Source organism: Streptococcus sp. GMD6S (assembly GCF_000297015.1).
On sequence record NZ_AJRH01000011.1, the window covers coordinates 1 to 26700 of the forward strand.

28 protein-coding genes are annotated in these 26700 nt (G+C 40.7%); 7 read left to right on the top strand and 21 right to left on the bottom strand.

The window, feature by feature from the left end; genetic code table 11:
- From GMD6S_RS03005 to GMD6S_RS03015, 3 genes are all read left to right on the top strand, one after another.
- A partial coding sequence (locus GMD6S_RS03005; protein WP_000322495.1) for an AAA family ATPase occupies positions 1-1331 on the top strand: 1331 nt, incomplete at its 5' end.
- Positions 1332-1461: 130 nt separating this feature from the next.
- Positions 1462-1914: an NUDIX hydrolase gene (locus tag GMD6S_RS03010; protein WP_000013088.1), complete on the top strand. Its 453-nt coding sequence runs from the start codon at positions 1462-1464 to the stop codon at positions 1912-1914.
- A 58-nt stretch (positions 1915-1972) separates the two neighbouring features.
- Positions 1973-2272, top strand: coding sequence for a DUF1827 family protein (locus GMD6S_RS03015; RefSeq protein ID WP_000767191.1), 300 nt, complete (start codon positions 1973-1975; stop codon positions 2270-2272).
- 67 nt (positions 2273-2339) lie between these two features.
- Here the strand turns inward: GMD6S_RS03015 and metK are convergent, their stop codons facing one another.
- From metK to GMD6S_RS03125, 21 genes are all read right to left on the bottom strand, one after another.
- Positions 2340-3530, bottom strand: coding sequence for a methionine adenosyltransferase (gene metK / locus GMD6S_RS03020; protein ID WP_000003939.1), 1191 nt, complete (start codon positions 3528-3530; stop codon positions 2340-2342).
- 221 nt (positions 3531-3751) lie between these two features.
- The gene (locus GMD6S_RS03025; protein ID WP_008289134.1) at positions 3752-5095 is read right to left on the bottom strand and encodes a DEAD/DEAH box helicase; all 1344 of its coding nucleotides are present in this window, start codon (positions 5093-5095) and stop codon (positions 3752-3754) included.
- 132 nt (positions 5096-5227) lie between these two features.
- Positions 5228-6043, bottom strand: a complete 816-nt coding sequence (locus GMD6S_RS03030; protein WP_000670845.1) for an endonuclease/exonuclease/phosphatase family protein — start codon at positions 6041-6043, stop codon at positions 5228-5230.
- A gap of 51 nt (positions 6044-6094) precedes the next feature.
- The gene (locus tag GMD6S_RS03035) at positions 6095-8281 is read right to left on the bottom strand and encodes a PTS transporter subunit IIBC (RefSeq protein ID WP_000973824.1); all 2187 of its coding nucleotides are present in this window, start codon (positions 8279-8281) and stop codon (positions 6095-6097) included.
- A gap of 218 nt (positions 8282-8499) precedes the next feature.
- Positions 8500-9426 (bottom strand): permease-like cell division protein FtsX, encoded by a 927-nt coding sequence (gene ftsX / locus GMD6S_RS03040; protein ID WP_000625553.1) that lies wholly within the window; start codon positions 9424-9426, stop codon positions 8500-8502.
- Positions 9419-10111: a cell division ATP-binding protein FtsE gene (ftsE, locus tag GMD6S_RS03045; protein ID WP_000022275.1), complete on the bottom strand. Its 693-nt coding sequence runs from the start codon at positions 10109-10111 to the stop codon at positions 9419-9421. The genes ftsX and ftsE overlap by 8 nt, the downstream gene beginning before the upstream one ends.
- A gap of 17 nt (positions 10112-10128) precedes the next feature.
- A protein-coding gene (gene prfB / locus GMD6S_RS03050; RefSeq protein ID WP_155991745.1) for a peptide chain release factor 2 occupies positions 10129-11224 on the bottom strand; the annotation gives its coding sequence in 2 pieces (ribosomal slippage) (positions 10129-11151 and positions 11153-11224; 1095 coding nt in all).
- Between the two features lie 110 nt (positions 11225-11334).
- On the bottom strand, positions 11335-11991 hold the full coding sequence (locus GMD6S_RS03060) for a CBS domain-containing protein (protein WP_000268644.1): 657 nt from the start codon (positions 11989-11991) through the stop codon (positions 11335-11337).
- Positions 11992-12143: 152 nt separating this feature from the next.
- On the bottom strand, positions 12144-13571 hold the full coding sequence (locus tag GMD6S_RS03065) for a cytosine permease (RefSeq protein WP_000041470.1): 1428 nt from the start codon (positions 13569-13571) through the stop codon (positions 12144-12146).
- Position 13572: 1 nt separating this feature from the next.
- Positions 13573-13758: a hypothetical protein gene (locus tag GMD6S_RS03070; RefSeq protein WP_000859106.1), complete on the bottom strand. Its 186-nt coding sequence runs from the start codon at positions 13756-13758 to the stop codon at positions 13573-13575.
- A gap of 1 nt (position 13759) precedes the next feature.
- Positions 13760-15538, bottom strand: coding sequence for a phosphotransferase (locus tag GMD6S_RS03075; protein ID WP_000255713.1), 1779 nt, complete (start codon positions 15536-15538; stop codon positions 13760-13762).
- Between the two features lie 405 nt (positions 15539-15943).
- On the bottom strand, positions 15944-16654 hold the full coding sequence (locus GMD6S_RS03080; protein WP_000062207.1) for an ABC transporter ATP-binding protein: 711 nt from the start codon (positions 16652-16654) through the stop codon (positions 15944-15946).
- Positions 16654-17418 (bottom strand): ABC transporter ATP-binding protein, encoded by a 765-nt coding sequence (locus tag GMD6S_RS03085; protein ID WP_001186014.1) that lies wholly within the window; start codon positions 17416-17418, stop codon positions 16654-16656. The genes GMD6S_RS03080 and GMD6S_RS03085 overlap by 1 nt, the downstream gene beginning before the upstream one ends.
- Positions 17418-18374, bottom strand: coding sequence for a branched-chain amino acid ABC transporter permease (locus GMD6S_RS03090; RefSeq protein ID WP_000856263.1), 957 nt, complete (start codon positions 18372-18374; stop codon positions 17418-17420). Before GMD6S_RS03090 ends, GMD6S_RS03085 begins: the two co-directional genes overlap by 1 nt.
- Positions 18375-18377: 3 nt before the next feature.
- Positions 18378-19247, bottom strand: a complete 870-nt coding sequence (locus GMD6S_RS03095) for a branched-chain amino acid ABC transporter permease (protein ID WP_000941413.1) — start codon at positions 19245-19247, stop codon at positions 18378-18380.
- A gap of 119 nt (positions 19248-19366) precedes the next feature.
- Positions 19367-20527 (bottom strand): ABC transporter substrate-binding protein, encoded by a 1161-nt coding sequence (locus GMD6S_RS03100; RefSeq protein ID WP_000726131.1) that lies wholly within the window; start codon positions 20525-20527, stop codon positions 19367-19369.
- Between the two features lie 88 nt (positions 20528-20615).
- Complete coding sequence (locus tag GMD6S_RS03105; RefSeq protein WP_000462101.1) at positions 20616-20885, bottom strand: YlbG family protein; 270 nt, start codon at positions 20883-20885, stop codon at positions 20616-20618.
- A gap of 78 nt (positions 20886-20963) precedes the next feature.
- Positions 20964-21554, bottom strand: coding sequence for an ATP-dependent Clp protease proteolytic subunit ClpP (clpP, locus tag GMD6S_RS03110; protein WP_000613467.1), 591 nt, complete (start codon positions 21552-21554; stop codon positions 20964-20966).
- 172 nt (positions 21555-21726) lie between these two features.
- Positions 21727-22356, bottom strand: coding sequence for a uracil phosphoribosyltransferase (gene upp, locus GMD6S_RS03115; RefSeq protein ID WP_000515974.1), 630 nt, complete (start codon positions 22354-22356; stop codon positions 21727-21729).
- A gap of 88 nt (positions 22357-22444) precedes the next feature.
- The gene (locus tag GMD6S_RS03120; protein WP_000136993.1) at positions 22445-22912 is read right to left on the bottom strand and encodes a deoxycytidylate deaminase; all 468 of its coding nucleotides are present in this window, start codon (positions 22910-22912) and stop codon (positions 22445-22447) included.
- Positions 22913-22930: 18 nt separating this feature from the next.
- Positions 22931-23488 carry a TetR/AcrR family transcriptional regulator gene (locus GMD6S_RS03125; RefSeq protein ID WP_000003897.1) on the bottom strand — a complete coding sequence of 186 codons (558 nt, stop codon included), beginning with the start codon at positions 23486-23488 and terminating at the stop codon, positions 22931-22933.
- 124 nt (positions 23489-23612) lie between these two features.
- On the opposite strand from GMD6S_RS03125, the gene GMD6S_RS03130 reads away from it, so the two are divergent.
- The 4 genes from GMD6S_RS03130 to GMD6S_RS03145 are packed head-to-tail and all read left to right on the top strand — an operon-like array spanning position 23613 to position 26698.
- Positions 23613-24458 carry a DegV family protein gene (locus GMD6S_RS03130; RefSeq protein WP_000219952.1) on the top strand — a complete coding sequence of 282 codons (846 nt, stop codon included), beginning with the start codon at positions 23613-23615 and terminating at the stop codon, positions 24456-24458.
- 57 nt (positions 24459-24515) lie between these two features.
- Complete coding sequence (locus tag GMD6S_RS03135; protein WP_025172600.1) at positions 24516-25697, top strand: aminoacetone oxidase family FAD-binding enzyme; 1182 nt, start codon at positions 24516-24518, stop codon at positions 25695-25697.
- 13 nt (positions 25698-25710) lie between these two features.
- Positions 25711-26232: a DUF1697 domain-containing protein gene (locus tag GMD6S_RS03140; RefSeq protein ID WP_000400042.1), complete on the top strand. Its 522-nt coding sequence runs from the start codon at positions 25711-25713 to the stop codon at positions 26230-26232.
- A 10-nt stretch (positions 26233-26242) separates the two neighbouring features.
- Positions 26243-26698, top strand: coding sequence for an 8-oxo-dGTP diphosphatase (locus GMD6S_RS03145; RefSeq protein ID WP_001081769.1), 456 nt, complete (start codon positions 26243-26245; stop codon positions 26696-26698).
- The last annotated feature ends 2 nt before the right edge of the window (positions 26699-26700 follow it).

Consider the following 26700-nt stretch of genomic DNA (forward strand, 5'->3'; position numbering starts at 1 on the left):
ACGTCAAGTATACTGATGCGGCTATAGAAGCTGCTGCAAATCTATCCAATCGCTATATCCAAGACCGCTTCTTGCCAGACAAGGCTATTGACCTGTTGGATGAAGCTGGTTCTAAGATGAATCTGACACTGAACTTTGTTGATCCTAAAGTGATTGATCAGCGCTTGATTGAGGCTGAAAATCTCAAGGCTCAAGCTACACGAGAGGAAGATTTTGAAAAGGCTGCTTATTTCCGCGATCAGATTGCCAAGTACAAGGAAATGCAGAAAAACAAGGTGACCGATCAGGATACTCCAATCATCACCGAGAAAACAATCGAACATATCATTGAGCAGAAAACCAATATCCCTGTTGGAGAACTCAAAGAAAAAGAACAGTCTCAGCTTATCCATCTAGCAGACGACCTCAAGGCCCATGTTATAGGTCAAGATGAAGCTGTCGATAAGATTGCCAAAGCCATCCGTCGTAATCGTGTTGGACTTGGAACTCCTAACCGGCCAATCGGAAGCTTCCTCTTTGTCGGACCAACTGGTGTCGGTAAGACAGAACTCTCTAAACAACTAGCCATTGAGCTCTTTGGCTCTGCTGACAGCATGATTCGCTTTGATATGAGTGAATACATGGAAAAACACAGTGTGGCTAAATTAGTCGGTGCCCCTCCAGGTTATGTTGGCTATGATGAAGCTGGTCAGTTAACGGAAAAAGTTCGTCGCAATCCTTACTCACTCATCCTTCTCGATGAGGTCGAGAAAGCCCACCCAGATGTCATGCACATGTTCCTTCAAGTCTTGGACGATGGTCGTTTGACTGATGGGCAAGGACGCACAGTTAGCTTTAAGGATGCTATCATTATCATGACCTCAAATGCGGGTACTGGTAAGGCCGAAGCCAGCGTTGGTTTTGGAGCTGCTCGTGAAGGACGTACCAACTCTGTTCTCGGTGAACTCGGTAACTTCTTTAGTCCAGAGTTTATGAACCGTTTTGACGGCATCATCGAATTTAAACCTCTCAGCAAGGACAACCTTCTCCAAATCGTCGAACTCATGCTAGCGGATGTCAATAAACGCCTCTCTAGCAACAATATCCACCTCGATGTGACAGACAAGGTCAAGGAAAAGTTGGTTGACTTAGGTTATGATCCAAAAATGGGGGCACGCCCACTCCGCCGTACCATTCAAGACCATATCGAGGATGCCATAACAGACTTCTACCTTGAAAATCCAAGTGAAAAAGACCTCAAGGCAGTTATGACAAGCAATGGCAATATTCAAATCAAATCTGCCAAAAAAACTGAGAAAACAGAAGAGATTGCTTCTGAAATAGAAGAATAAAACGACCTAACAGGTGCAGGAAGTCTAACAATTTCTGCACCTTTTTTACTAAAATAACTGTAAATTCTTGACAGCTAGCCCCTCGTCCATTATGATAATAATAAAGATACTAGAGAATGAGGAAAATGCAATGGCAAACCCAACTTTTGGTGAAAAAAAAGAGAATGTGACCTACCAGCACCGCTATGGTGTTTACGCAGTTATTCCTGATCCTGAAAAAAAACAAATCGTTTTAGTTCAAGCTCCCAATGGTGCTTGGTTCTTGCCAGGTGGAGAGATTGAAGCGGGAGAAGACCATCAAGAAGCACTGAAGAGAGAACTCATCGAAGAACTCGGTTTTACTGCTGAAATTGGAAGCTATTTCGGACAAGCTGATGAGTATTTCTACTCTCGTCACCGTGACACCTACTACTACAATCCAGCTTATCTCTACGAAGCCACTTCTTTCCAAAAAATACAAAAACCTTTAGAAGACTTTAATCATATTGCTTGGTTTCCTATTGATGAGGCAATAGAAAAACTCAAACGTGGTGGCCACAAATGGGGAATTGAAGCTTGGAAAATCCAGCATGGAATTGACTAAAATACACGATTTTATCCAAAAAGTGCTATAATAGAGTTAGAAAATCGGAGGAACTATTATGAAGCTTATCAACACGACTAATTCACACTCGCAACTTGTTAAAAGCCAATTAGAAAGCACTGACGCAACGCTTGTTGAAGTCTATTCAGCTGGAAACACAGATGTGATTTTCACTCAAGCTCCGCTTCACTATGAAATCCTCATTTCCAACAAACACCGCGCTATTCGTGAACCGGAAATCGAAACCATCCAAGATTTCTTCATGAAACGCAAAATCGATAAAGATAATATCGATGAAGCTAATATCAAGACGCTTTATTCAGATAAATTGATTGAAATTTCTATTCCTACAAAATAAGAAAGCCAGCCATAAGCTGGTTTTCTTTTGCAAAAAAAGATTGGTAGTTTCTACCAATCTTTTATTTTTATTTCACAGCTTCTTTCAAAGCATCTACCTTATCCAAACGTTCCCATGGAAGGTCAATATCTGTACGTCCCATGTGTCCATATGCCGCTGTTTGACGGTAAATTGGACGTTTGAGGTCCAACATTTGGATAATTCCTGCTGGGCGAAGGTCAAAGATTTGACGAGCCGCTTTCTCAAGTTTGCTTTCAGCTACTGTTCCTGTACCAAAGGTATCGATACGGACAGAAACAGGTTGCGCAACACCAATAGCATAGGCCAATTGAACTTCTGCTTTCTTGGCAAGACCTGCTGCAACGATATTTTTAGCAATATAACGAGCTGCATATGAGGCTGAGCGGTCAACCTTAGTCGCATCCTTACCAGAGAAGGCACCACCACCGTGACGAGAGTAGCCACCATAAGTATCCACGATAATCTTACGACCAGTCAAACCGGAGTCTCCTTGAGGTCCACCGATGACAAAGCGACCAGTTGGGTTGATGAAAAATTTTGTTTGCTCATCCAAGTAAGAAGCTGGGATCACCTCTTTAATAACCTTGCTAATCACATCATTGTGAATTTGTTCATTGCTGACATCTGGATCGTGCTGAGTTGAAATCACGACTGTGTCCACGCGCACTGGACGGTCATTTTCATCATACTCAACAGTAACTTGTGATTTAGCATCTGGGCGAAGATAGCTGATTTCACCAGACTTGCGAAGTTCCGCCAAACGACGAACCAGTTTGTGACTAAGTGAAATTGGTAATGGCATAAGTTCTTCTGTCTCATCTACTGCAAATCCAAACATGAGACCTTGGTCACCAGCTCCAATCAAGTCCAGTGGATCTTGATCTGCATTCCCACGAACTTCCAAGGCTTCGTTAACACCTTGAGCAATATCTGGTGACTGCTCAACAAGTGACGGATGTACTCCTACCGTCTCCGCAGAAAAACCATATTCTGTATTGGTATAGCCAATCTCTGCAATGGTATCGCGAACCACACGGTTAATGTCCACATAGGCATTTGTAGATATTTCACCAAAAACGTGGACAGAACCAGTATAAACAGCTGTCTCAGCAGCAACGTGCGCTTCTGGGTCCTTTGCTAAAATAGCATCCAAAATCGCATCTGAAATTTGGTCTGCAATCTTATCTGGATGCCCCTCAGATACAGATTCAGACGTGAATAATTTACGTTCTGACATAAAAATGTCCCCCCTTAAAAAATATTGTTATAGAGTTACAAAGTACTGGTAAAAAATCTTATCCTCTACGGTTTCAACTCGAAAGAAAAATAGATCTTTCTACCACCTTATCGGGACTATATAACCTTATCATTATACCACTTTTTATTTTTTTTTGCAGTATTTTTAAAAATTCATAAAATGAAGTTAAAAAAAGGAGCCATTCAGCTCCAATTTTGTTCTTAAAATGTTTGGCGTTTGGCTTTACGCTCAGCACGGCCACGTGCACGATTTTCAGCACGCTTGGTTTTGCGACGTTTTTCATCCACCGCCCATTGAATCTTCTTCTTATAGCTTGGTTTGACTTTTTTCTTTTTCTTTTTAACCAAGCCAATCATTTCGATATCAAGCTTATCCTGCTTCTTTTCACGGTTGGCACGACGATCACGGTCATAGGTATCTTGGAACTCTCCGTCTTTGACCATCTTAGGAATAAACTTGATCCCTAATTTCTCCAACTCGCGGATATCCGAGTCATCGCTTGGCTGGTAAAGGGTAATAGCTGTACCAGGCAGTCCGTTGCGCCCAGTTCGTCCAACACGGTGAACAAAGAAAGACAAGTCTTGCGGAATGGCATCATTGATAACATGGCTGACCCCTTCAATGTCAATTCCACGCGCTGCCAAGTCTGTTGCAACAATGTACTCAAAATCCAGATTTTTCACCTGATTCATGATCCGTTTGCGTTCACGAGGAGCAATATCTCCATGAATCTTAGCTACCTTCAATCCTTGAGCAGTCAAGTAGGCATGTAACTCATCAGCACGCGTTTTTGTGTTAACAAAAATCATTGCCAAATAAGTCTGCATCAACTGAGTCAGCTGGTAAATTTGAGCGTTCTTGTCACGGCCCTTGGTAGAAATCAACCAATTATCGATCGTATCTGAGATAACTGTCTTAGTCTTGATTTTTTCCATGACAGGATTTGACAAGTATTTTTTCAAGAACGGTTGCAATTTTTGTGGAATAGTTGCTGAAAAGACCATGAACTGCAAGTCTTTTGGAAGGCTACCTGCAATCTTATCAACGGTTTCCAAGAATCCCATATCCAAGGTCATATCGGCTTCATCGACGACAAAGGTCTTGGCCTTGTGAATAGCTAAATCACCAGATTTGACCAAATCATAGATGCGACCTGGCGTTCCGATAACGATATGTGGTTGGTTGCTAGCAAGTTTTTCAATCTGACGCGCCTTATCCGTACCACCCACATAATTAACCACACGAACTTCGACATCTGAGTGAGCTGCAATCTGACGAGCTGCTTGGTAGATTTGAGTGGCCAACTCACGACTAGGTGCAGTAATGACTGCTTGCACACTATCGCTAGTTTCATCTAATTGCTGGAAAATTGGTAATAAGAAAGTATGAGTCTTTCCTGAACCAGTTTTTGACTCGCCCACCAAGTCACGACCTGCCAGTACAATAGGAATTAATTTTTCTTGTACCTCTGTTGGAGTTGTAAATTTTAACTCCTCCAAGGCTTCTACTATATAATTTTTAAATTGAAATTTCTTAAATGACATACTATCCTCGCTTCTATCCTTTCAATTATACCATATTTTGTCCCATTGCAGTAGTCCCATTTGAGTCTCAGTCCTGTAGTAAAGATTCAAGTAGATTAAAAGGTTGAAACTATCTGGTTCCAACCTCTTTCATTATTTCCAGGTCAATACAGCATTCAAACCATAATGATCGCTGACTTGTGGACTATTTTGACCATCAAAAACTACTTGTAAACTCTCTACTTCCAACTCTTTGGTCGTAAAGACGTAGTCGATTCGTAGTGGCTCGGTATTGCCTTTCCAACCATCAATTTCTGGTGGAACGGTGTAGCTACCACTTCTTTCTTTCGCAACTTCAAACGCGTCTTGTAATCCTAATGGGCTAGCTAAAATCGCTTGATAGCCTTCCTGACCAGCTGGATTATTAAAATCACCTGCTAAAATCAGAGGTTTGTTCAAATCTTTTAGTACAGCCTCAAATCGTGCCCATTCTTCTTGGAAACCTTTATCCCACCAAGAGAGATGAACGCTTGCAAGAGCCAGTTCCTTTCCTTCAACTTCTGTCTCAGCCAAGGCAACGCGACGAGTATGGTAGTCCGTTGGATCATCTACATCTGATACTAAAATCTCACGCGCCTTAATAGGTGTTTTGGATAAGATGGCTACGCCTTCATGGTAGCGGTCATAGCCAATATGATTGTAAGCCCAAGTCCAGTAGTAGCTTTTCCCTTTCTCAGCCAATTTTTCAACCAGGAGTCGGACATAGTGATCCTGATGAATGGGTTCTGCTGATGGTAAAGCTTGATAGTGATTATTAACCTCTCCCTCAGGCGAAGTCATTTCTTGATTAATTTCTTGGAAACAAATCAAATCATAGTCCTTATCGAGAATATCTTGGAGTAAGATTTGGAATTTTTCCTCTGCTTCCTTCTCCATCCAACTGTGAGTATTGAGTGTTAGAAATTTCATGCTTTTCTCCTAAAACAAGAGGTTGGAAAACAGCTTCCAACCCCAAGTATATTACAATTCTACTTTAGCAACTGCTGTTTTAGCTGCAAGAGAACCTGTTTGTTCTAATTTAACTGATTTGAGGACATCACCATTTGTGAAGACAACCACTGTTGATGTTTTGCGTCCTGCTTCTCGAATAGCATCCAAGTCAGCTGTAACAAGAAGATCACCAGCAGCCACTTTTTGTCCTTCAGAAACATGAACAGTAAATGGTTTTCCTTCAAGACTTACTGTATCCAAACCAATATGAACAAGCACTTCAAGACCTGAGTCAGTGACAAGACCAAGAGCGTGTTTTGTTGGGAAGATACTTGATACAGTACCAGTAACTGGAGATACAATGTTACCATTTGCTGGTTCTACTGCAAATCCATCACCCATCATTTTTTGAGCAAAAACTGGATCTTCCACTTGTTCCAAAGCAACAACTTGACCGTCAGCTACTGAGTAAACTTCCTCAGTTACACCTTTATAGTGTACAGTATTTTGTTGAGTTTCTGTCATTTGGCTTGGAAGAGTTTCAGGAATAATTTCACCTGAATCAAGGATATCTTGGATATCAGATTTCAATACGTCAGCTTTTGGTCCGTAGATAGCTTGGACACCTTGTCCTTTCATGACAAGACCCATAGCTCCTTCTGCTTTCCATTGTTCCTCAGTACCAACGCGATCTGCATCTTTAACAGTTACACGAAGACGAGTCATACATGCATCCACATCTACGATATTTGCACGACCGCCAAGAAGGTTAATGATATTTACGGCTTGAGAAGCTGCTGCAACTTTTGGAGTTCCAGGAGTTGCTTCTTCTGATGCTCCTTCAGCTGTTTCGTAGTTTCCGTTACGTCCTGGAGTTGCGTAGTTGAATTTTTTGATCATGAAGTTGGCAATGAAGTACATGATAACCGCAAAGAGAACAGTTACCCAGATAAAGTTAACGATATCCATACCAATACCAGCATTAATTGCCAATGGTGTACGAGTCAAGAATTCGATTGAACCGAATGAGTGGACACGAAGGTGAACAATATCTGCCATAGCAAAGGCAGCACCTTGAACTACTGAATAAACAAGGTAAAGCGGTGTTGCGATGAACATGAACATATACTCGATAGGTTCAGTAACCCCTGTCAAGAATGTTGCAAGGGCTGTCGCAATCATCATACCCTTGTATTGGTGTTTCTTGTCAGCATCAACATTGCGGTAGATAGCAACGATGACACCCATCAAGATACCAAATGAACCGATCATTTGTCCAACTTTGAAACGAGCTGGAGTGACTGTTGTAAGAAGGTGTTGGTATTGGTCAGCATTTGAACCTTTAAGGTTAACAAGGTCAGTTACCCATGCAAGCCAAAGTGGATCTTGACCAAATACTTGTGTTCCTTTTGCTGCACCAGTTAACACTTCGTATGTTCCACCAAGAGCTGTATAGTTCATTGGGATTGTCAACATGTGGTGAAGACCGAATGGCAAGAGCAAACGTTCCAAAGTACCATACAAGAATGGTGCAAGGACTGGAGCAGTTTCTTGTGAGTTGGCAATCCAAATACCGAAGTTGTTGATACCTGTTTGAACTACTGGCCAAAAGGCAGCAAGTAGAATTGCAGCAATAGCTGAACGAAGAATAACGACGAATGGTACGAAACGTTTACCATTGAAGAATGAAAGGGCATCAGGAAGTTTACGGAAGTTGTAGTATTTGTTATAAGCTGTTGCCCCAACAAAACCAGAGATAATCCCTACGAAAACCCCCATGTTAAGAGCTGGTGCCTCAAGAACGCTGATAAAGTAGTCAGCAACCTTGATTGAACCACCAAAGAAGGTATTAACCATTGCTTCAGGGTTTTTCAACATATCACCTGTAACACCGAAGATAGCACCTGTGATACGGTTAATCAAGATAAAGGCAAGTCCAGCTGCAAATGCACCACCTGCACGTTCTTTTGCCCAGCTTCCCCCAATAGCAAGGGCAAACAAGATATGAAGGTTACCGATAACCCCCCAACCAATTTGCTCAAGGATTCCACCTGTAATCACTAGAGGAGCAAGGTTTGGGTCAATCATCACGATTGATTTACCGATTGAGATCATCAATCCCGCCGCTGGCATAACGGCGATAACCACCATTAAAGCCTTACCGAATTTTTGCCAAAATTCGAAAGACAAGACATTTTTGAATGTAGCTTTCATCATTCAAATCTCCTTTATTTTATTTAGGCAAACGTTTTACGAAAACGTTTGCATTTGGTTATGTATTAATTATACCACTTTTATTTTTTTTGTAAAGGCTTTTATAAAAAAATTGTCTATTTTTTTAAAATTTAAAAAGGAAAAAGAGAAGTTTACAAAAACTTCTCTTTTAAATATGTATTATTTTTCTGATTTGTACTGCAATTTGCATTTAAATCCAACTAGATTTTCAAGAATCGACGCATCGAAATCCCTGAACCAATTGAACCAATAAAAATTCCGATTATAAATAATAGGACTGTCATCAGAGGGATAAACACATCTGGCGTAATCATTGACAAGTTTTGACCTACCAAAGATTTATTGACCGATTGATAAACCATATTGTAAACAAAGAATACAAGGACTGAAGGAATTGCTGCACCGAGCAAGCCAATAAAAGCACCTTCTAGCAAGAATGGACCACGGATATAGCCATTTTTCGCTCCTACAAGACGCATGATCTGAATCTCACGACTACGTGAAATAATGGTGATACGAATGGTATTGGAAATGAGGAAGACTGCGATAAAAATTAAGAGCCCTGCAATTACCAATCCCCAAACACGGATAAAGGAAGCTAGTTCAAAAAGTCGTTGAGTGTTGGCTCCACCATCTTGAACTTCTGAAACTCCCTCGATTTTCTTAGCTTCTTCAGCTACCGTTTTAACATCACTCGGAGAATTTGTGTCGACGATATAAGCATCATAGAGAGGGTTTGCATCCCCTTCAAAGACCTTCCAATCGTCACCCATTGTTTCCGTTAGTTTTTCGTACTGTTCTTCTTTACTTGAGAAGGTAACACTCTTAACAGCAGGTATAGCTTTCAAAGCATCATAGACCTTGTGGTAGTCATTGTTGGTAACTGTCTGACCTTCTTTTTCAATCGTTTCACTGTTATCAGCTACATCCTTACGAATGTAAACCATGACCCGAACGTTGTTTTCAATGTCGGTAGCCAGTTTTGCTGTATTAAAAATTACAGATGCAAACAGGGCAACGAGTGTTAAGGTAATCATAACCGAACTCACTGCTGCTACTGTCATCCAGCCATTTCGTTTTAAACTTTTTAATGATTCAAATAAATGGCGAAAAAATCTACTAATCATCGTATCCATATTCTCCTTTAGCTTCGTCACGAACGACACGGCCATTTTCAATGGCAATGACACGGTGGCGCAAGGTATTTACAATCTGGCTATTGTGGGTTGCCATCAAGACAGTAGTACCTTGGAGATTGATGCGTTCCAACAGATTCATAATTTCCCATGAATTATCTGGGTCCAAGTTTCCTGTTGGCTCATCGGCAATCAATACTTTAGGATTGTTGACAATCGCACGAGCAATCGCAATCCGTTGCTGCTCTCCACCTGAGAGTTCATTAGGGAAAGAGCGAACCTTATGTTTCAAACCAACCAGGTCCAATACTTCCATAACACGTTTTTTGATGTTGCGACGGCTCTCACCGATTACTTCCATTGCATAGGCAATATTCTCATAAACAGTCTTCTTAGGCAAGAGTTTGTAATCCTGAAAGACTACCCCGACACTACGACGTAGTAGTGGGACATCTTTCTTCTTAATTTTAACTAAATTAAAGCCTGCAACTGTTAGGCTTCCTTTTTCAATCTTTACTTCTCGGTATAAAGCTCGAATAAAGGTTGACTTACCTGCCCCAGAAGGTCCTACGATATAGGCAAACTCTCCTGGTTCAATGGTAACAGATACACCACGCAGGGCAGTCGTTCCATTGTCATACTTTTTGACAACATCTCTCATTTCAATGATTGACATATGAGTTCCTTTCTATCTTAGCTGATTCGCCACTTGAGGTAGGCATCGATAAAACCATCAAGGTCTCCATCCATCACCTTATCTACCTGAGCAACTTCAAAGCTTGTACGATGATCTTTTACCATAGTATAAGGCGTGAAAACATAAGAACGGATTTGGCTTCCCCATGTGATTTCTTTTTTCTCACCTTTAAGGGAATCAACTTCCGCAGCTTTCTTTTCTTGCTCCATTTGATAGAGCTTAGCCTGCAACATCTTCATGGCACAATCTCTATTTCCATACTGGGTACGATCGACCGTTGATTGGACGACAGTTCCCGTAGGAATGTGTGTCAAACGCACACCTGTTGAAACCTTATTGACGTTCTGTCCACCAGCACCACCTGAACGGAAGGTATCCATTTTGATATCATCTTCACGAATCTCCACTTCGATGGTATCATCCAACTCAGGCATAACCTCTACGGATGTAAAGGAAGTATGGCGGCGTTTGGCAGAGTCAAATGGCGAGATTCGCACCAGACGGTGCACACCCATTTCCGATTTGAGAAGACCATAAGCATTAGGTCCTTCAAATGATAAAGTTACCGACTTAATACCAGCCTCATCACCTGCTTGGTAATCCAAGACTTCTACTTTAAAGCCTTTGGCATTTCCATAACGAGTGTACATACGAAGTAACATATCTCCCCAGTCCTGTGCCTCAGTACCACCAGATCCTGGATGGATTTCCAAGATGGCATTATTATGGTCATAAGGTTCTGACAAGAGAAGGGTCATCTCGTAGCTGGTCATCATCTTATCCAGTTCTGTCAACTGTTCGACCAGTTCATCATGGACTGACTCATCTTCTGCTAAAAAGTCCAATAAAATCTCAACTTCATCCTGCAACTCTTCCATTTTACGGAAGGTGTTGTAGGTGTTTTTTAATTCATTCAATTCTTGCGACGTTTTTTGGGCCGCGATATTATCGTTCCAAAAATCAGGTTCTGTCATCTTGTTTTCTAAGATGGCAATCTCTTCCTCTAAGCCTTCGAGGTCAAAGAGACCCCCTAAAAGAAGCTAATTTTTCACGATTTGCGTCAATTTTTTGACGAATTTCTGAAATGTCCATAGATACTCCTTTTCATATCGTTTTATTATACCATAATCTCTCATTTCTTTCCATATTTTGCTTTTCACCGCTTTTGACGGCAGAAGAAAAGAGGCTTTAAAGCCTCTTGTTTAAAGGACTTTGGCAGAGGTATGAGTAATCTCCTCCACTTGAATTCCTTCTTTTTCAAACTTTTCCTTTAATGCAGTCAAATCGATTTTTCCATCAATTTGAACTTCGATGACGACCTTGCCATCCTTACGTGGAATGTTTACAGTATGGGAAATATTTAAATCCTCTTCTACAATTAAAGCTACAATTTTCCCCAGTACTCCTACTTCATTTTCTGTAATGAAACGAACACGAATCCCCTCTTCTCCGTATCCGGCGATTTCCAAGAAAGCCTGAAAAACATCGCGATCTGTAATGACGCCGTAGACCTGATGATTGTCTACGACTGGTAATATCCCAATTTTATTTTTCAGCATCAGGTAGGTCGCATCTTCTAGACTAGCATAGCCAGAAACCGTCACGACATCTCGAATCATTACATCTTTTACTTTGGTTTTATTCAGAAGATAATTCATCTCATAGATAGAGAGACTGGTTGCTTTAGATGGGCTGGCTTCCGCGATGGTTCCTTCTGTTACCAATCCGACTAATTGATCGTTTTCGATAACAGGTAAACGGTGCAAACCTTGCTCGCGCATCAAATCTGCTGCGTGTGCTACAGTCGTATCTGGACTGATATAAACTACCTTACGGGTCATAAAATCTTTAACTGCCATGAGACTTCTCCTTCTATATTGCTACTTTTATTATACACTTTCTTAGAAAATCTATCAAACGCTTTCATCTCTTTTTCAAGATTTTGAATAATCTGAGAAGTTTGCATAAAATGCCAGTGTAAGTTAAAAGGGAACCGAAGTCCCCTCTCTTCTTAAATCGTAATAGTGTCTCGATCTTTTATCATATAACGTTTTAGAGGGCTAAGACTAGCTAACCAGTATAGTAGACCGCCAAATAGCGCAGTAAATCCGCTACCCGTTGTGATTAAAAAGATGGGACTTTGAATTTGTGCAGTTACAGGGTTGTAGACAAAAAGTACCGCTACCAATAAGGAGATAAATACGCAAGACAAGCCAACTAAGTTAAATCCTTTAGTAAACTCGTAGGCGTCATGCCCTTCAAGGAAATAGGCTGAACGCAAGTCGAGTTTTCGTTTTCTTAAGATAAAATAGTCGACAACAATCATACCAATAATTGGCCCCTGAATATAGGCGGCTAGGGAGATGAAGGAGCCGAAATACTCTTCTACTCCTCCCCAGATAGTGAGTAGACTCACATAAACCATGGCAATCCAAACCATTAGTTTATAGCTTACTTTGGGCATCCCACTTTTGACAATCATACAGTTCACATACGATCCAGTCCCCTGGGTTCCAATATTGGCGAAGGCTACTAGTAGTAAACTTAAGAGAGCAAAGGCTGGTGTGCTTAGAGTTGAAAGCATCGTCGTTGGATCACTTTCATAGACACCTGTTTTGACAAACATGGCTAGAGCCATGACTCCACCTGTCGCAACGAAGAATGGAGCCACAACTCCGTATGATAAGGCTGTAGCCCAATAACCACTGCGTTCTGATTTTGCTAAACGTGGTAAAACCAACGCCTGTGTAGACCAAGAAAAAGCAAAGGCAACATTTCCTTCTCCAGAAAGCATGAAGCGTTCTAACGGCGTCAAATCTCCTTGAGTGGCTGGTTGGATATTCATAATATCCGTTATAGGAACGGCGACAAAGCAGATTCCAACGATGATGAGACCGACAATCAATAAGGCGATGACCAAGAAGCGATTGGTCCATTTAATCACCTCTGGACCTCCAAGAGCAATGAGAGTTCCAAGTAGAACACAGAGGGTTCCAAGAATAGGCGCCCATACTCCCTTGTCCAAACCAAGACCAAAATTATTTGCCAAATGGATCATGGAACTGGCAAAAAGATTGGCCGCAACAGCATACCATCCAAAGTTAGCCAAGCTAATAATGGTTGATAACAGAGCTACACCTCTTTTTCCTAGAACAGCTCTCAACCAAATCCACAAATCAATCCCATATTTAACCGCAAACAGAATTGGGAGACACTCAATAAAGACCCAGATAATGTTAAAGCTAAAAATATTAATCAACATTTGATTAAAGGTCAAATATTGAGCTACATAAGCCCCTTGAGTATAACACCAAGTGGCAATGGCAAAACCACTTGTCGATAGAAAGAGATCCCAAAAAGAATACTGACGATCCTTATTGGTCATGGGTACAATTCCTGTTATGGTTTCTTGTTGGATATAGTCATTCATTTTAGACATATTATTGAATTCCTCCCATCATTGCTAAGATAATCAAAACAAGGTTGATTAGGACTATGGAGATGATTAAAATGAAATCACTTTTTAGGAAGGGTTGAACAAACTCGTAGTTTGGCGACTCCATTTCTTCCAATCTTCTCTTTGTTTCAGTTGATACTAATTCTTCAATTTCAGATGTCGTTTTCATCTCAGTTCTCCTCCAAATACAAGTCAAGGGCCAGTTGTCCATATTGTTTGGTATACCGATACCAGATGTAAAGAAACTCACCGACTGGTTTTCCGACACTCTCCTGGAACAAAGCCCACAAGAACCAATAATATGAGGTCACTGCTACATAAGCCAAGTAGTGACGTTTGGTTTTCTTATCTGGTACTTCTTGTAGATACAATTCCAGTACTTTTTCAGCATCCTCTACGGTATAGTTGGAACACGCGATAAAGGTCCCCAAATCTCCTGCTGGCTCTCCCATTCCAGAATATTCCCAATCAATCAAGCTCATTTCGCCTGCTTCATTTAACAAAAAATTAGGACTATAGGAATCTCCATGACAAAGGACAACCTGTTTGGGATCATTCTGTAAATGATTTTTGAGAAGTGAAACAGTTTCATCCAATTCCTCGAGGCCATCAAATTCAAATCGATTTCTAGCCTTCAATTTTTCTCTAAAATCATCAATTCCCTCAAATTGGTCAAAGGAATGTTCCGTTTTTTCTCCAGATTGGTGTAACCGTCTCAAGAGATCCATTGCTTGTGCCACATCATCCCAATTATCATAATCCAGTTGCTTAGCATTGGGAATAAATTCTGAAATTTTCCAGCCCTCATCCTTGTTCATAGCTACGAAGGTACGGTCAATCTTTAATTTTGCAGCAATTTCCATAGAAGCTGCTTCACTAGCTCGGTCGATATAATTTTCCGTTCCCCTGCCCGGATGACGGTAAACATATCTTTTTCCTAGACAGTCAAATGAAAATGATGTGTTGGTTAACCCATCTTTTAGAGGTTTGATATTGACAATATCTGAAGCCACACACTTTAATGTCTTACAGATATTATCGATAATAGCTGAGTCTGCATTTACCAAATAACGTTCATCAAATTGACGGAGTTCATCTAGTGAATCAAATTCTTTAACAATATCCGCTGAATAGTGGCGGGCTTCTAAAAGGAGTTCCTTGACATAGCGACTATAGTAATCCTCCCAAAGCTGTTCACGATAAGGTTCGTGCTTAAACTCGGTTTCTAAAACTTCCTTAAATTTCTCGCTAAATGCACGGTCAAAATAAACGTGCCCCACCATGGCCCAAGTATTTTCTCCACCAATCTGGATATCAATGATGGTGTGATTCGAATCCTCTATAGCACAATATTCGTCCGTTTGACCTTCTGCATATATCGTCGAGTAGTAACCTCTATAAATATATTGCTCAAAAGGATTTTCCACAAAATAATTATCTGATGAACAAATATAAGTGTTGGAAAGTTGATTTTTAACCAACATAAGAGACGAGCAGTTATTGTATTTGTAGTAATCATTATTCACTACAATTTTTACACCAAACTTCTCTGCAAGATAGAACATTTTTTCTTGTAGGTAGCCTACAATAACGGTTATATCTTCTATTCCTGCTTCTTGCAGTTGTCTGATTTCCCTCTCAATCAAGCGTTCCCCCTTGACTTGAAGCAATCCTTTAGGAATTTCATAAGACAAAGGAGCAAAACGACTACTCATGCCAGCAGCCATTATAATGGCATTTTTTACTCGATAGGGTTCTAAAATTTTCTGACCTAGCTCTGTTAAGTGAAGCTCCTCATCAACCCACTTCTCTTCTTTCAGCTTTTTCAATAATATGTTAACTGTCCCTAAAGATAGGTCTAACTCTTCAGCTAACTGTCTCTGAGTAAAGGTCTTTTCTTTATGTGTCAACATAAAACTCAAAAGTTTAAATTGTTTTTCTGTTACCATTCTCAGTCCTCTTGTTCAATTTTTTCTTACTCATATTATAATATGAACAAAAAGGACTGTCAATTCAAATAAGGAAACAATGAGTAAAAATTAAGACCTTCTTCCCTTTCCTCAAAAAACATATAAATAAAAGAGCTCCTTATTCTGGAGCCCTGAAATATTTTATATTTTTGATAAGTAGCCGTATTAGGTTTCGCTTGGTTGCAATTCTTATCCGCCGACTAAAACAATCCACTGGATTGGATGATTGCTTACGCAATCTCTATCTGCCGACTAAAAAGGTCCCCCGGACTATAGAGGGATTGCGTGCGCAATCTCCATCCACAACCTAAACTAGTCTCCCAGACTAAAGGAGAATTGCTGCACAATTCTTATCCGCCGACTAAAAAGGTCCCCCGGACCTTTTTAGCCACCTAGATATGCTTTTCTGACTTCATCAGATGCTGCGAGTTCTTTTCCTGTTCCTGATAGGACAATCTTTCCTGTTTCAAGTACATAACCACGGTCAGAGATAGCAAGGGCCTTGTTAGCGTTCTGTTCAATTAGGAGAACCGTTGTTCCTTGCTTCTGAATATCTTGAATGATATCAAAAATTTCTTGGATAAAGATTGGGGCAAGTCCCATTGACGGCTCATCCAAGAGAAGGAGCTTAGGTGTAGACATGAGAGCGCGTCCCATAGCCAGCATCTGCTGTTCACCACCTGAAAGAGTTGCCGCATCTTGGTTTTTACGTTCTTCCAAACGAGGGAAACGTGAAAAGACTTTTTTCAAGTTGGCTTGATTTTCTTCACGATTTTTCTTCAAGAAAGCTCCCATTTCCAAGTTTTCCATAACAGTCAAGCCTGGAAAAACATGGCGTCCCTCAGGAACTTGTGAAAGACCACCTGCCACGATTTTTTGCGCAGGCAACTTTTGAATTTCTTTTCCCAAAAACTGAATTTTACCAGCACTTGGGCGAACCAAACCTGAAAGGGTACGAAGAATGGTTGTTTTACCAGCACCATTGGCACCGATAAGAGAAACAACTTCACCTTCATTAACCTCGAAACTTACATCACGAACTGCTTGGATCATACCGTAATGCACAGAGAGGTTTTCAACTTTTAACATAGACATCAGGCTTCACCTCCTAGATAAGCTTCGATAACGCGTTTGTTGTTCTTGATCTCATCCGGAGTCCCATGAGCAATCAACCGACCATATTCAAGAACATAGATACGCTCAGTGACTTCCATAACCAAATTCATGTCATGTTCGATGAGCATGATGGTAATTTTAAATTCATCTTTGATACGACGGATCAATTCTGTCAATTCAGCTGTTTCTTGTGGATTCATACCAGCTGCAGGTTCGTCCAAAAAGAGGATCTTAGGTTCAGTTGCCAGAGCACGAACAATTTCTAATCGACGTTGTTGACCATAGGCCAGATTCTTGGCAAGAGTATCTGCGTCACCATCCAAATCAAAAATCTTCAGCAAGTCCAAAGCTTTGCTTTTTAATTCTTCCTCATTCTTATAAAAAGCTGGTAGGCGTAGGAAGCTCGCAAGGACATGTTGTTTATGATGATTGCTAAATGCAATCAAAACATTTTCCAAAACTGTCAAGTCCTTGAACAAACGAATATTTTGGAAAGTACGACTGAGACCAAGTGAAGCAATCTTATAGGGAGTTTTCCCATTTAGGAGGTGACCATCTAATGTGACAGTACCTTCGCTTGGTTCATAAACACCCGTCAAGAGATTGAAAAGGGTTGTTTTTCCAGCTCCGTTTGGTCCAATCAAACCAACCAATTCTCCCTCGTTCAATTCAAGAGTGACATCTCCAACAGCTGTTAGACCGCCAAAATGTTTGGTTAACTGTTTAACTTCAAGTAATGCCATTAGTTTTGTCCCTCCTTCTTAGATTTTTTAAAGAAACGTGATAGACTCAATTCCCATGTTCCAAGAAGTCCACCTGGTCTGAAAATCATAACCAATACAAGAGCCAAAGCGTAAATGATCATACGTACGCTAGCCACATCTTGAAGGAGCATATTTAAAATTCCCAAAACAATCGCAGAAACAATCGTACCTGTAATAGAACCAAGTCCTCCAAATACAACAATGATCAAAACGTTGATTGAGTTGATGAAAGTATAATCTTTTGGTACAACTGAACCGATAAATCCTGCCTGAAGAGAACCAGCAATACTTGCTGTAATGGCACCAAAGACAAAAGCGATAATCTTGATCTTTGTAGTATTTACCCCAACGGACTCCGCAGCAATCTCATCCTCACGAACAGATAGAGTAGAGCGTCCAATCGGACTACGTAAGAAGTTAAGGGTTGCAATAGTTGTGATAATCACAAAAAGGTAAACCATTTGCCAAGTTGTGAAGTTAGGGATACCCAAGATACCAGCAGCACCGTTGGTCAAACTTCCACCATTAATGATAAAGATACGAATGATTTCTGAAACACCTAGTGTCGCGACGGCCAAATAGTCCCCCTTCAAGCGTAGAGTTGGAATTCCAACGAGCAAAGCGACTGCACCAGAAATCAAAGCGCCCAAGACCATCGCTCCAAAGAAAGCACCATAGGTTGGTGATTTTGAACCAATAATCGCTGCTGCATAAGCCCCAATCGCCATAAAACCTGCATGACCAAGTGAGAATTGTCCTGAAAAACCAACGATTAAGTTCAAGCCTACTGCAAGGATGATATTAATCCCAATTTGTTCTAAAATTTGGACATGGAATAGATTGAGAACACCAGCAGAAACCAGTACACTAATCAACCCATAACCCGCTAATAGAAGGAATAACCAGAGAATATTTACTTTAAGATTTGTCTTCATTGTTTACACCTTCTCTTTCACATTCTTACCAAGGATACCTGCAGGTCGAACAATCAGAATCAAAAGCAAGATTCCATATACGATAGCATCACGGAAATCAGACATACCGAAGGCAGTAGCAAATGTTTCCAACAAGCCAATCACAAATCCCCCTAGAGCTGCACCAGGAATAATCCCGATACCACCGAGTACGGCCGCAACGAATGATTTTAGACCTGGAGTCACACCCATCAAAGGTTCAAGAGAGTTGTAGTAAAGGGCAATGAGGACACCTGCTGCACCAGCAAGGGCTGAACCCAAAGCAAAGGTAAAGCTGATTGTACGATTTACATTAATTCCCATCAATTGAGCTGCGTCACTATCAACTGATACTGCACGCATGGCTTTCCCCATTTTTGTTTTTTGGACGATCAATTGCAATAAAACCATCAACAGCACAGAAACTGCTAAAATCATCAATTGAACATTTGTCAAGCTAATTGGTCCCAAGTCAAAGCGGACTGTTTCAATTGCTTGAGGGAAGGCACGAGTATTGGCACCTACTAGATAAACCATTCCGTATTCCAGTAGGAAAGACACTCCGATGGCAGTAATCAATACAGCAATACGTGTAGAGTGTCGTAAAGGACGGTATGCAAGAAACTCAATCACAACACCAAGTAGTGCGGTTCCTGCCATTGAAATAATTAAAGCTAAAAAGAAATCCATTTGGAAAGAATTAATCAAAAAGTAACCAATAAAGGCACCCATCATGTAAATATCGCCATGGGCGAAGTTGATGAGTTTGATAATTCCATAAACCATGGTATAACCCAGAGCCAAAAGTGCATAAACACTACCCAGAATTAGACCATTCACAAGTTGTTGGAGCATAGCATTCACTCTTTTCTATCGTTATTTTTTAGAAAATTTCATTATTTTCACAAGTTCATAAACACCGAAACAGGGAGTGAGTCAAAGGCTCATTCCCCATTTCAATTACTATTCTAATGTTATGGTTTTACAACTTCTGCTTCTTCAACTTTACCATTGTTCATGGTCATCATGTAAGCAGTTTTCACTGTATTGTGGTCAGCATCAAAGCTTGTTTGACCAGTTACACCATCAAAATCTTTGGTTTTAGCAAGGTTGTCCTTGATCTCACTTGAGTTTTTAGCACCTTTTGCAGCATTTGCTACTAGGTAAACTGAGTCATAGGCTAAAGCTGAGAATGTTGAAGGCTCTTCGTTGTATTTAGCACGGTATGCTTCAAGGAAAGATTTAGCTTTTGCAGAAACATCAACAGTGGTTGAGAATCCAGAGATGAAGTAAATGTTTGATGCTCTTTCAGCAGTTGCTTGTTGAACAAATTCTTCACCGTTAAATCCATCTCCACCAACGATTGGTTTATCAATTCCCATACCACGAGCTTGGTTTACAATTTTACCAGCTTCTGTGTAGTAACCTGGAACTACGATAGCGTCAAACTCTTTCCCTTTCATTTTAGTAAGGGCTGCTTGGAAGTCAGTATCACCTGCTACAAACGTTTCATCTGCTACAATCTCACCCTTGTAGGCTTCGCGGAAAGATTTAGCAATACCTTTAGCATAGTCACTAGCATTGTCAGTATAAAGAACAACCTTCTTAGCATTTAATTTGTTTGTTACATAGTTAGAAATAATCTTCCCTTGGAAGCTATCTTGGAATGTTCCGATAAATAGGTAATCTTGACCTTTAGTCAAACCGTCTTGAGTAGCACTTGGTGAAATCAATGGCACTCCAGCTTTAGTAGCGTTAGCTACAGCTGCAGCAGTTGCACCAGATGTCGCAGGTCCTACAATAGCTGCTACTTTTGATTGGGTAACAAGGTTTGTTGTAACAGAAGCTGCTTCAGCAGTTTCTGACTTGTTGTCTTTGTCTACAACTTCGATTTGTTTTCCATCAATTCCACCTGCAGCGTTGATTTCGTCTACAGCAAGTTGGGCACCTTTTTGTTCAGCTGTACCGTAAGCTGCCACAGCACCTGTCTCTTCAAAGTTAAAACCGATTTTAATTGTTTTTTCGTCTACTGGATTTCCAGTTGTGTTTGACGCTCCTGACTTGACCTCTCCACAGGCAGCAAGAAGAGCCACACTAGCAAGAGCCACAAAAGATAGGGCAAATTTTTTCTTCATTTTTAATCTCCTTATAGTTGTTTCAAAAATTGTATGTTAAGAATATACCGAATTATCAGAAAATTGTCAATGTATTTGTTTAACTTTTTTAAATGATAACGTTTTCTTCGGTTCGATAGAGATTCCCAACGAAGGGAGTTTCTAGCTCTTGAATATGGCAACGTCTAATTTTCTTGATATATCTTTCCTTACCTAATCTCTCAACTAAGTCATCTAGCTCCTCAGTTGGAACATAGAGTTGCAAGTAACGATGTTTTTTGGAATGGTAACAGATATCACCGTATTCCTGAATTTTTTTTGCATCTCGATTATAGTAGAGATAGATGATTAATCCTGATCGATTTGTTTTTTCAAACATGAGGAATCCTCTTTCTAAGAAATCTTCTCCTATTATATCAAAAAAAGCAAACTCCGTCGAGTTTGCTTTCTAGGTTGCTTAGCTTAAAGAATTATTGGCCATGATTTCATCAATAAAGCCATATTCAAGTGTTTCTTGGGCACTCATCCAGTAATCACGTTCTGCATCTGCATGAATTTGCTCGACTGATTTACCAGAGTTATCTGCAAGGATTTGCTCCAAAGTCTTACGAGTTTTAAGCAAGTGCTCTGCAGCGATTGCCATATCGGTTTGTTGGGTACCACCACCTGTACCACCCATTGGTTGGTGAATCATGTACTCTGCATTTGGAAGCATGAAACGTTTGCCTTTTGCGCCACTTGATGCAATGACAGTCCCCATGGATGCAGCCATCCCCATAACGATTGTTTGGACATCTGCCTTGATAAAGTTCATGGTATCAACGATTGCCAAACCAGCTGAAACAGAGCCCCCAGGTGTGTTGACATAAAGATAAATATCTTTTGTACTATCTTGGGCATCCAAGAAAAGTAATTGGGCGATAACGGAGTTGGCCATGTTGTCTTCAACTGGACCTGTTAGCATGATGATGCGGTCTTTCAGAAGGCGAGAGTAAATGTCATAGGAACGTTCTCCACGGCTTGTTTGTTCAATAACTACAGGAATCATTCATTTCTCCTTTTATGTTGAATTTTCTTAGTCTTACGACTCAATACAGAACTATTATATCTTTTTGGTCAAAAAAGGTCAAATTTTTGCTCTATTCTCTAAACAGAAACAAAAACTCAACCTCCTTTCAAGTTAAAAACGAACTTCTAGTTTCACTATTTACTTTGGGATTTTATTTAGTACCGAACAAGCGGTCTCCAGCATCTCCAAGACCTGGAACGATATAACCGTGTTCGTTCAAGCGTTCATCCAAGGCTGCTGTAAAGATTTCTACATCTGGGTGTGCTTCTTGAAGAGCTTTCACACCTTCTGGAGCAGATACTAGGCAGACAAACTTGATATTTGAAGCACCACGTTTTTTAAGGGAATCTACTGCCAAGATTGCTGAGCCACCAGTTGCCAACATTGGATCAACAACAAAGATTTGACGTTGGTCAATATCCTCAGGCAATTTCACCAAGTATTCAACTGGTTGAAGGGTTTCTTCATCACGGTACATACCAATATGACCAACTTTAGCTGCTGGAACCAAGCTCAAGAGGCCATCTACCATCCCGATACCTGCACGCAAGATTGGGACAATCGCCAATTTTTTACCAGCCAATTGTTTTTGAACGGTCTTTGTGATAGGTGTTTCGATTTCCACGTCTTCAAGTGGAAGATCACGAAGTACTTCATATCCCATCAACATTGCAATCTCATCTACTAGCTCACGAAAAGCTTTTGTAGAAGTGTCTGTACGACGCAAGATAGACAATTTGTGTTGAATGAGTGGATGATTAATGACTTCAATTTTTCCCATTTTCTGAGTTCCTTCTTTCAATTTATTCTTCTTATTATATCAAAAAACGGTTTAAAAAGCTTCCTAAACTATTTATTTTAATTAATTTTTAAATCAAATCTGCCTCTTGAAGAGCTGCCTGAACAGTCTCTAATGGTAAATGGGTCAACTCGGTGCCTTTTTCTTGATAAAGGTACTGGGCATAGTCATCCATTCGGTACTGGTTGATATAAACCACGCGCTTACAACCAACTTGTAGCAATTGTTTGGTGCAGTTCAGACAAGGGAAATGGGTCACATAGGCTGTAAATCCTCTGGGAACCCCTCGCTCAGCCCCTTGGAGAATAGCATTAACCTCGGCGTGAAGGGTTCGAACACAGTGACCTTCAATGACCAGACATTCATGGTCAATACAGTGTTCCGTTCCTGATACGGAACCATTGTAGCCTGTTGAAATGACTTTATTGTCCTTAACGAGGACAGCTCCCACCTTGGCACGTTTGCAGGTCGAACGATTGGCAATCAGTAAAGCCTGGGCTGCAAAGTACTCATCCCAAGCCAGTCTTTTTTCTGTCATAAGTCTTCTCCTTTTCCTCTATTTTTTGAAAAATGGCAAGCGTAAATCTGCAATCTTTTCAGCCGGAACCTTCATGCCATCCTTGATCCATTTGAGCAGAACCGATACGATGGCAGAACTCCAAAAGGAATGAAGGTAGCTGCTAACGCCTTTTGACTTTCCGTGGTATTTTTCTAGAAATTCCTGCATGGCTTGGACAAAAATCTTTTCCAAATGGTAGTCCAGAGCAAGTTGGATAACTTTGGCTTCTTTCTTGGCTGCGCGGAAAAGGTGTACCCAGACTAGATAAAGGTCTGTTTTAACATCGTAGTGGCTCAACTGTTCCATAATGTTATGGACACTGCGTTTAAAAACACTTTCCAAAATCTCTTCTTTGGAGTCATAGTTACGATAGAAGGCAGCACGAGAGACGCCCGCCCGTTTGACCAGCTCCGAAATGCTGATCTTGGCCAAGTCTTTTTTCTCTAGAAGTTGCAAAAGAGCCGTCTCGATTGCTTCTCTGGTTAAAAAATTGGATTCTTGATTTGATTTTCTGAGATTTTCAAGAGATTTTTCAGATATTTTACGTTCAGACATAACAATTTCTTTCTACTTGTGACAACAGAGAGGTGGTACTTTTGTTTCAAGGGCTTTCATGATATAATTGTAAAAAAAGACAGAACCTTTGTCAATGTATAAGTGACAAAGATGGAGAATTTCTATGACTTGGAAGATTGTAGCTGACTCTGGTTGTGATTATCGTCAACTGGCAACTCCTGCTATCGATACTGAATTTGTGAGTGTTCCTTTAACCATTCAAGTAGCTGATCAGGTCTTTATCGATGATGCCAATCTTGACATTGACCACATGATGAAAACCATGTATGCGACTTCTGAGGCTTCAAAATCAGCCTGTCCTAGCCCTGATGATTACTTACGTGCATTTGAAGGTGCTAAGCATATCTTTGTCGTTACCATTACTGGTACTCTTTCAGGTAGCCATAATAGTGCACAGCTCGCTAAGAATATCTATCTGGAAGAACACCATGACACTCAGATTCATGTAATCGATACTTTGTCTGCAGGTGGTGAAGTTGACTTGATTGTCGAGAAAATCAATAGCTTGATTGATCAAGGACTTTCTTATGAGGAAATTGTTGAAGCTATCACAGCCTACCAAGAAAAAACGAAGTTGCTCTTTGTCCTTGCTAAAGTCGATAACTTGGTCAAAAATGGTCGTTTGAGTAAGCTTATCGGTACTGTCGTTGGCCTTCTCAACATCCGTATGGTTGGGGAAGCAAGTGAAACTGGAACCCTAGAACTGCTCCAAAAAGCTCGTGGACCCAAAAAATCCCTTCAAGCAGCCTATGAAGAACTCATCAAGGCTGGTTATGCTGGTGGCCGTATCGTCATGGCTCATCGCAGCAATGATAAATTCTGTCAGCAATTGTCAGAACGCTTGCTGGAAACATTCCCACAAGCTGAAATTAAGATTCTTCCAACATCTGGTCTCTGCAGTTTTTATGCAGAAGATGGCGGTTTGTTGATGGGATATGAAATTAACTAAGATTATGAGCAACAAGAGATGCCAAGCATCTCTTATTTTTTATGGTACAATAGAGCTATGAAACATTTTGATACTATTGTCATTGGTGGGGGACCTGCTGGCATGATGGCTACGATTTCCAGTAGCTTTTATGGTCAGAAAACTCTTCTCATCGAAAAAAATCGGAAACTTGGAAAAAAATTAGCTGGGACTGGTGGGGGACGTTGCAATGTGACTAACAACGGAACTCTAGATGACCTACTAGCTGGCATCCCTGGGAACGGACGCTTTCTTTACAGTGTCTTTTCCCAGTTTGATAACCACGATATCATCAACTTTTTCACGGAAAACGGTGTTAAACTAAAGGTTGAGGACCACGGCCGTGTCTTTCCTGCTAGCGACAAATCTCGGACCATTATCGAAGCCTTGGAGAAGAAAATCATTGAACTTGGCGGGCAAATTGCTACTCAAACAGAGATTGTTTCGGTTAAAAAGATAGACGACCAGTTCGTCCTCAAGTCCGCAGACCAAAGCTTCACTTGTGATAAACTCATTGTCACAACTGGTGGAAAATCCTATCCTTCGACTGGTTCGACTGGTTTTGGACATGAGATCGCCCGTCATTTTAAACACTCCATTACTGAGCTTGAGGCTGCTGAGAGTCCTTTGTTGACTGATTTCCCCCATAAGGCCTTGCAGGGAATTTCACTGGACGATGTGACCCTAAGCTACGGCAAGCATGTCATCACTCATGATTTGCTTTTTACCCACTTTGGTTTGTCAGGTCCTGCTGCCCTACGCATGTCTAGCTTTGTCAAGGGCGGAGAGGTTCTCTCACTCGATGTCTTGCCTCAACTTTCTGAGAGCGACTTGTTGGCATTTCTAGAGGAAAATCGAGAAAAATTCTTGAAAAATGCTTTAAAAACTTTGTTGCCAGAACGTTTAGCAGAGTTCTTTGTGCAAGGCTATCCTGACAAAGTTAAACAGCTAACTGAAAAAGAACGCGAGCAACTTGTCCAATCTATCAAGGCTCTCAAAATTCCTGTGACTGGTAAAATGTCATTGGCTAAGTCCTTTGTTACTAAAGGAGGCGTCAGTCTTAAGGAAATCAATCCCAAAACTCTGGAAAGTAAGCTCGTTCCTGGTCTCCACTTTGCTGGCGAGGTACTGGATATCAATGCCCACACGGGTGGCTTTAACATTACTTCTGCCCTCTGCACCGGCTGGGTGGCAGGCTCCAATCCAATAAATACCAAGTAAGAAAGGAAGTCCTTTGGAACATATTATTTTACTGAGAGGCGTTACTCCTAATGGAAAAAATGCTATCCCGAAAATGTCTTATTTGATAGATATTTTGACAGAAGCTGGTTTTCAACACGTTCGAACCTATATTCAAAGTGGGAATATCATTCTTGAGAGTGACTCAGATTTAGAAGAAATACGAGAACGCGTTCATACTTTGATAAAGGAAAAAATTGGGGCCGACTTAAAAATGGTTATCAAGAATAAGAACGATTTTGAAAAGATTGTTCATGAGAATCCATTTAAAGAAGACTATCTTCATGATCGTGTGCATGTAATTCTTTATCAAGGACTTATCCAAAGTCTGCCACTAGAAAAATTGAAAACTGACTACGGCGAGGAAGAAATCTGTGTAGGCGATTACTGTCTCTACCTCTATCTTCCTAGAACTGCAAAACAAAAAAAGCTCAATACTAACTATCTTGAAAAATTGTTTGGCGTGGTTCTGACCATGCGAAAGTTAAACGTCGTGGAAAAGTTACTAACAAAATAGGAAAAACAATATGAACAGGCGAGAATTAGTCGAATTTGTCAATATGTGTATGATTCAAAACGGAGACAAGGTGCTGGTCCAAGACAGAGTTAGCCCTGACTGGCCTGGTATTACTTTTCCTGGCGGGCATGTTGAACGTGGCGAATCCTTTGTCGAAGCTGTCATTCGTGAAGTGAAAGAAGAAACTGGACTAACTATTTCAAAACCCCAACTCTGTGGTATTAAAGACTGGTATGACGACGAGGATTATCGTTATGTCGTCCTATTTTACAAGACCGAACACTTTACTGGTGAGCTACAATCTTCAGACGAAGGAAAGGTATGGTGGGAAGAGTTTGAAAATCTCTCTCAACTAAAACTGGCAACCGATGATATGTCTGATATGCTTCGTGTTTTTTTGGAAGATGATCTCAGTGAATTCTTTTACTACAAAGACGGTGACGACTGGCTTTATGACTTGAAGTAAAA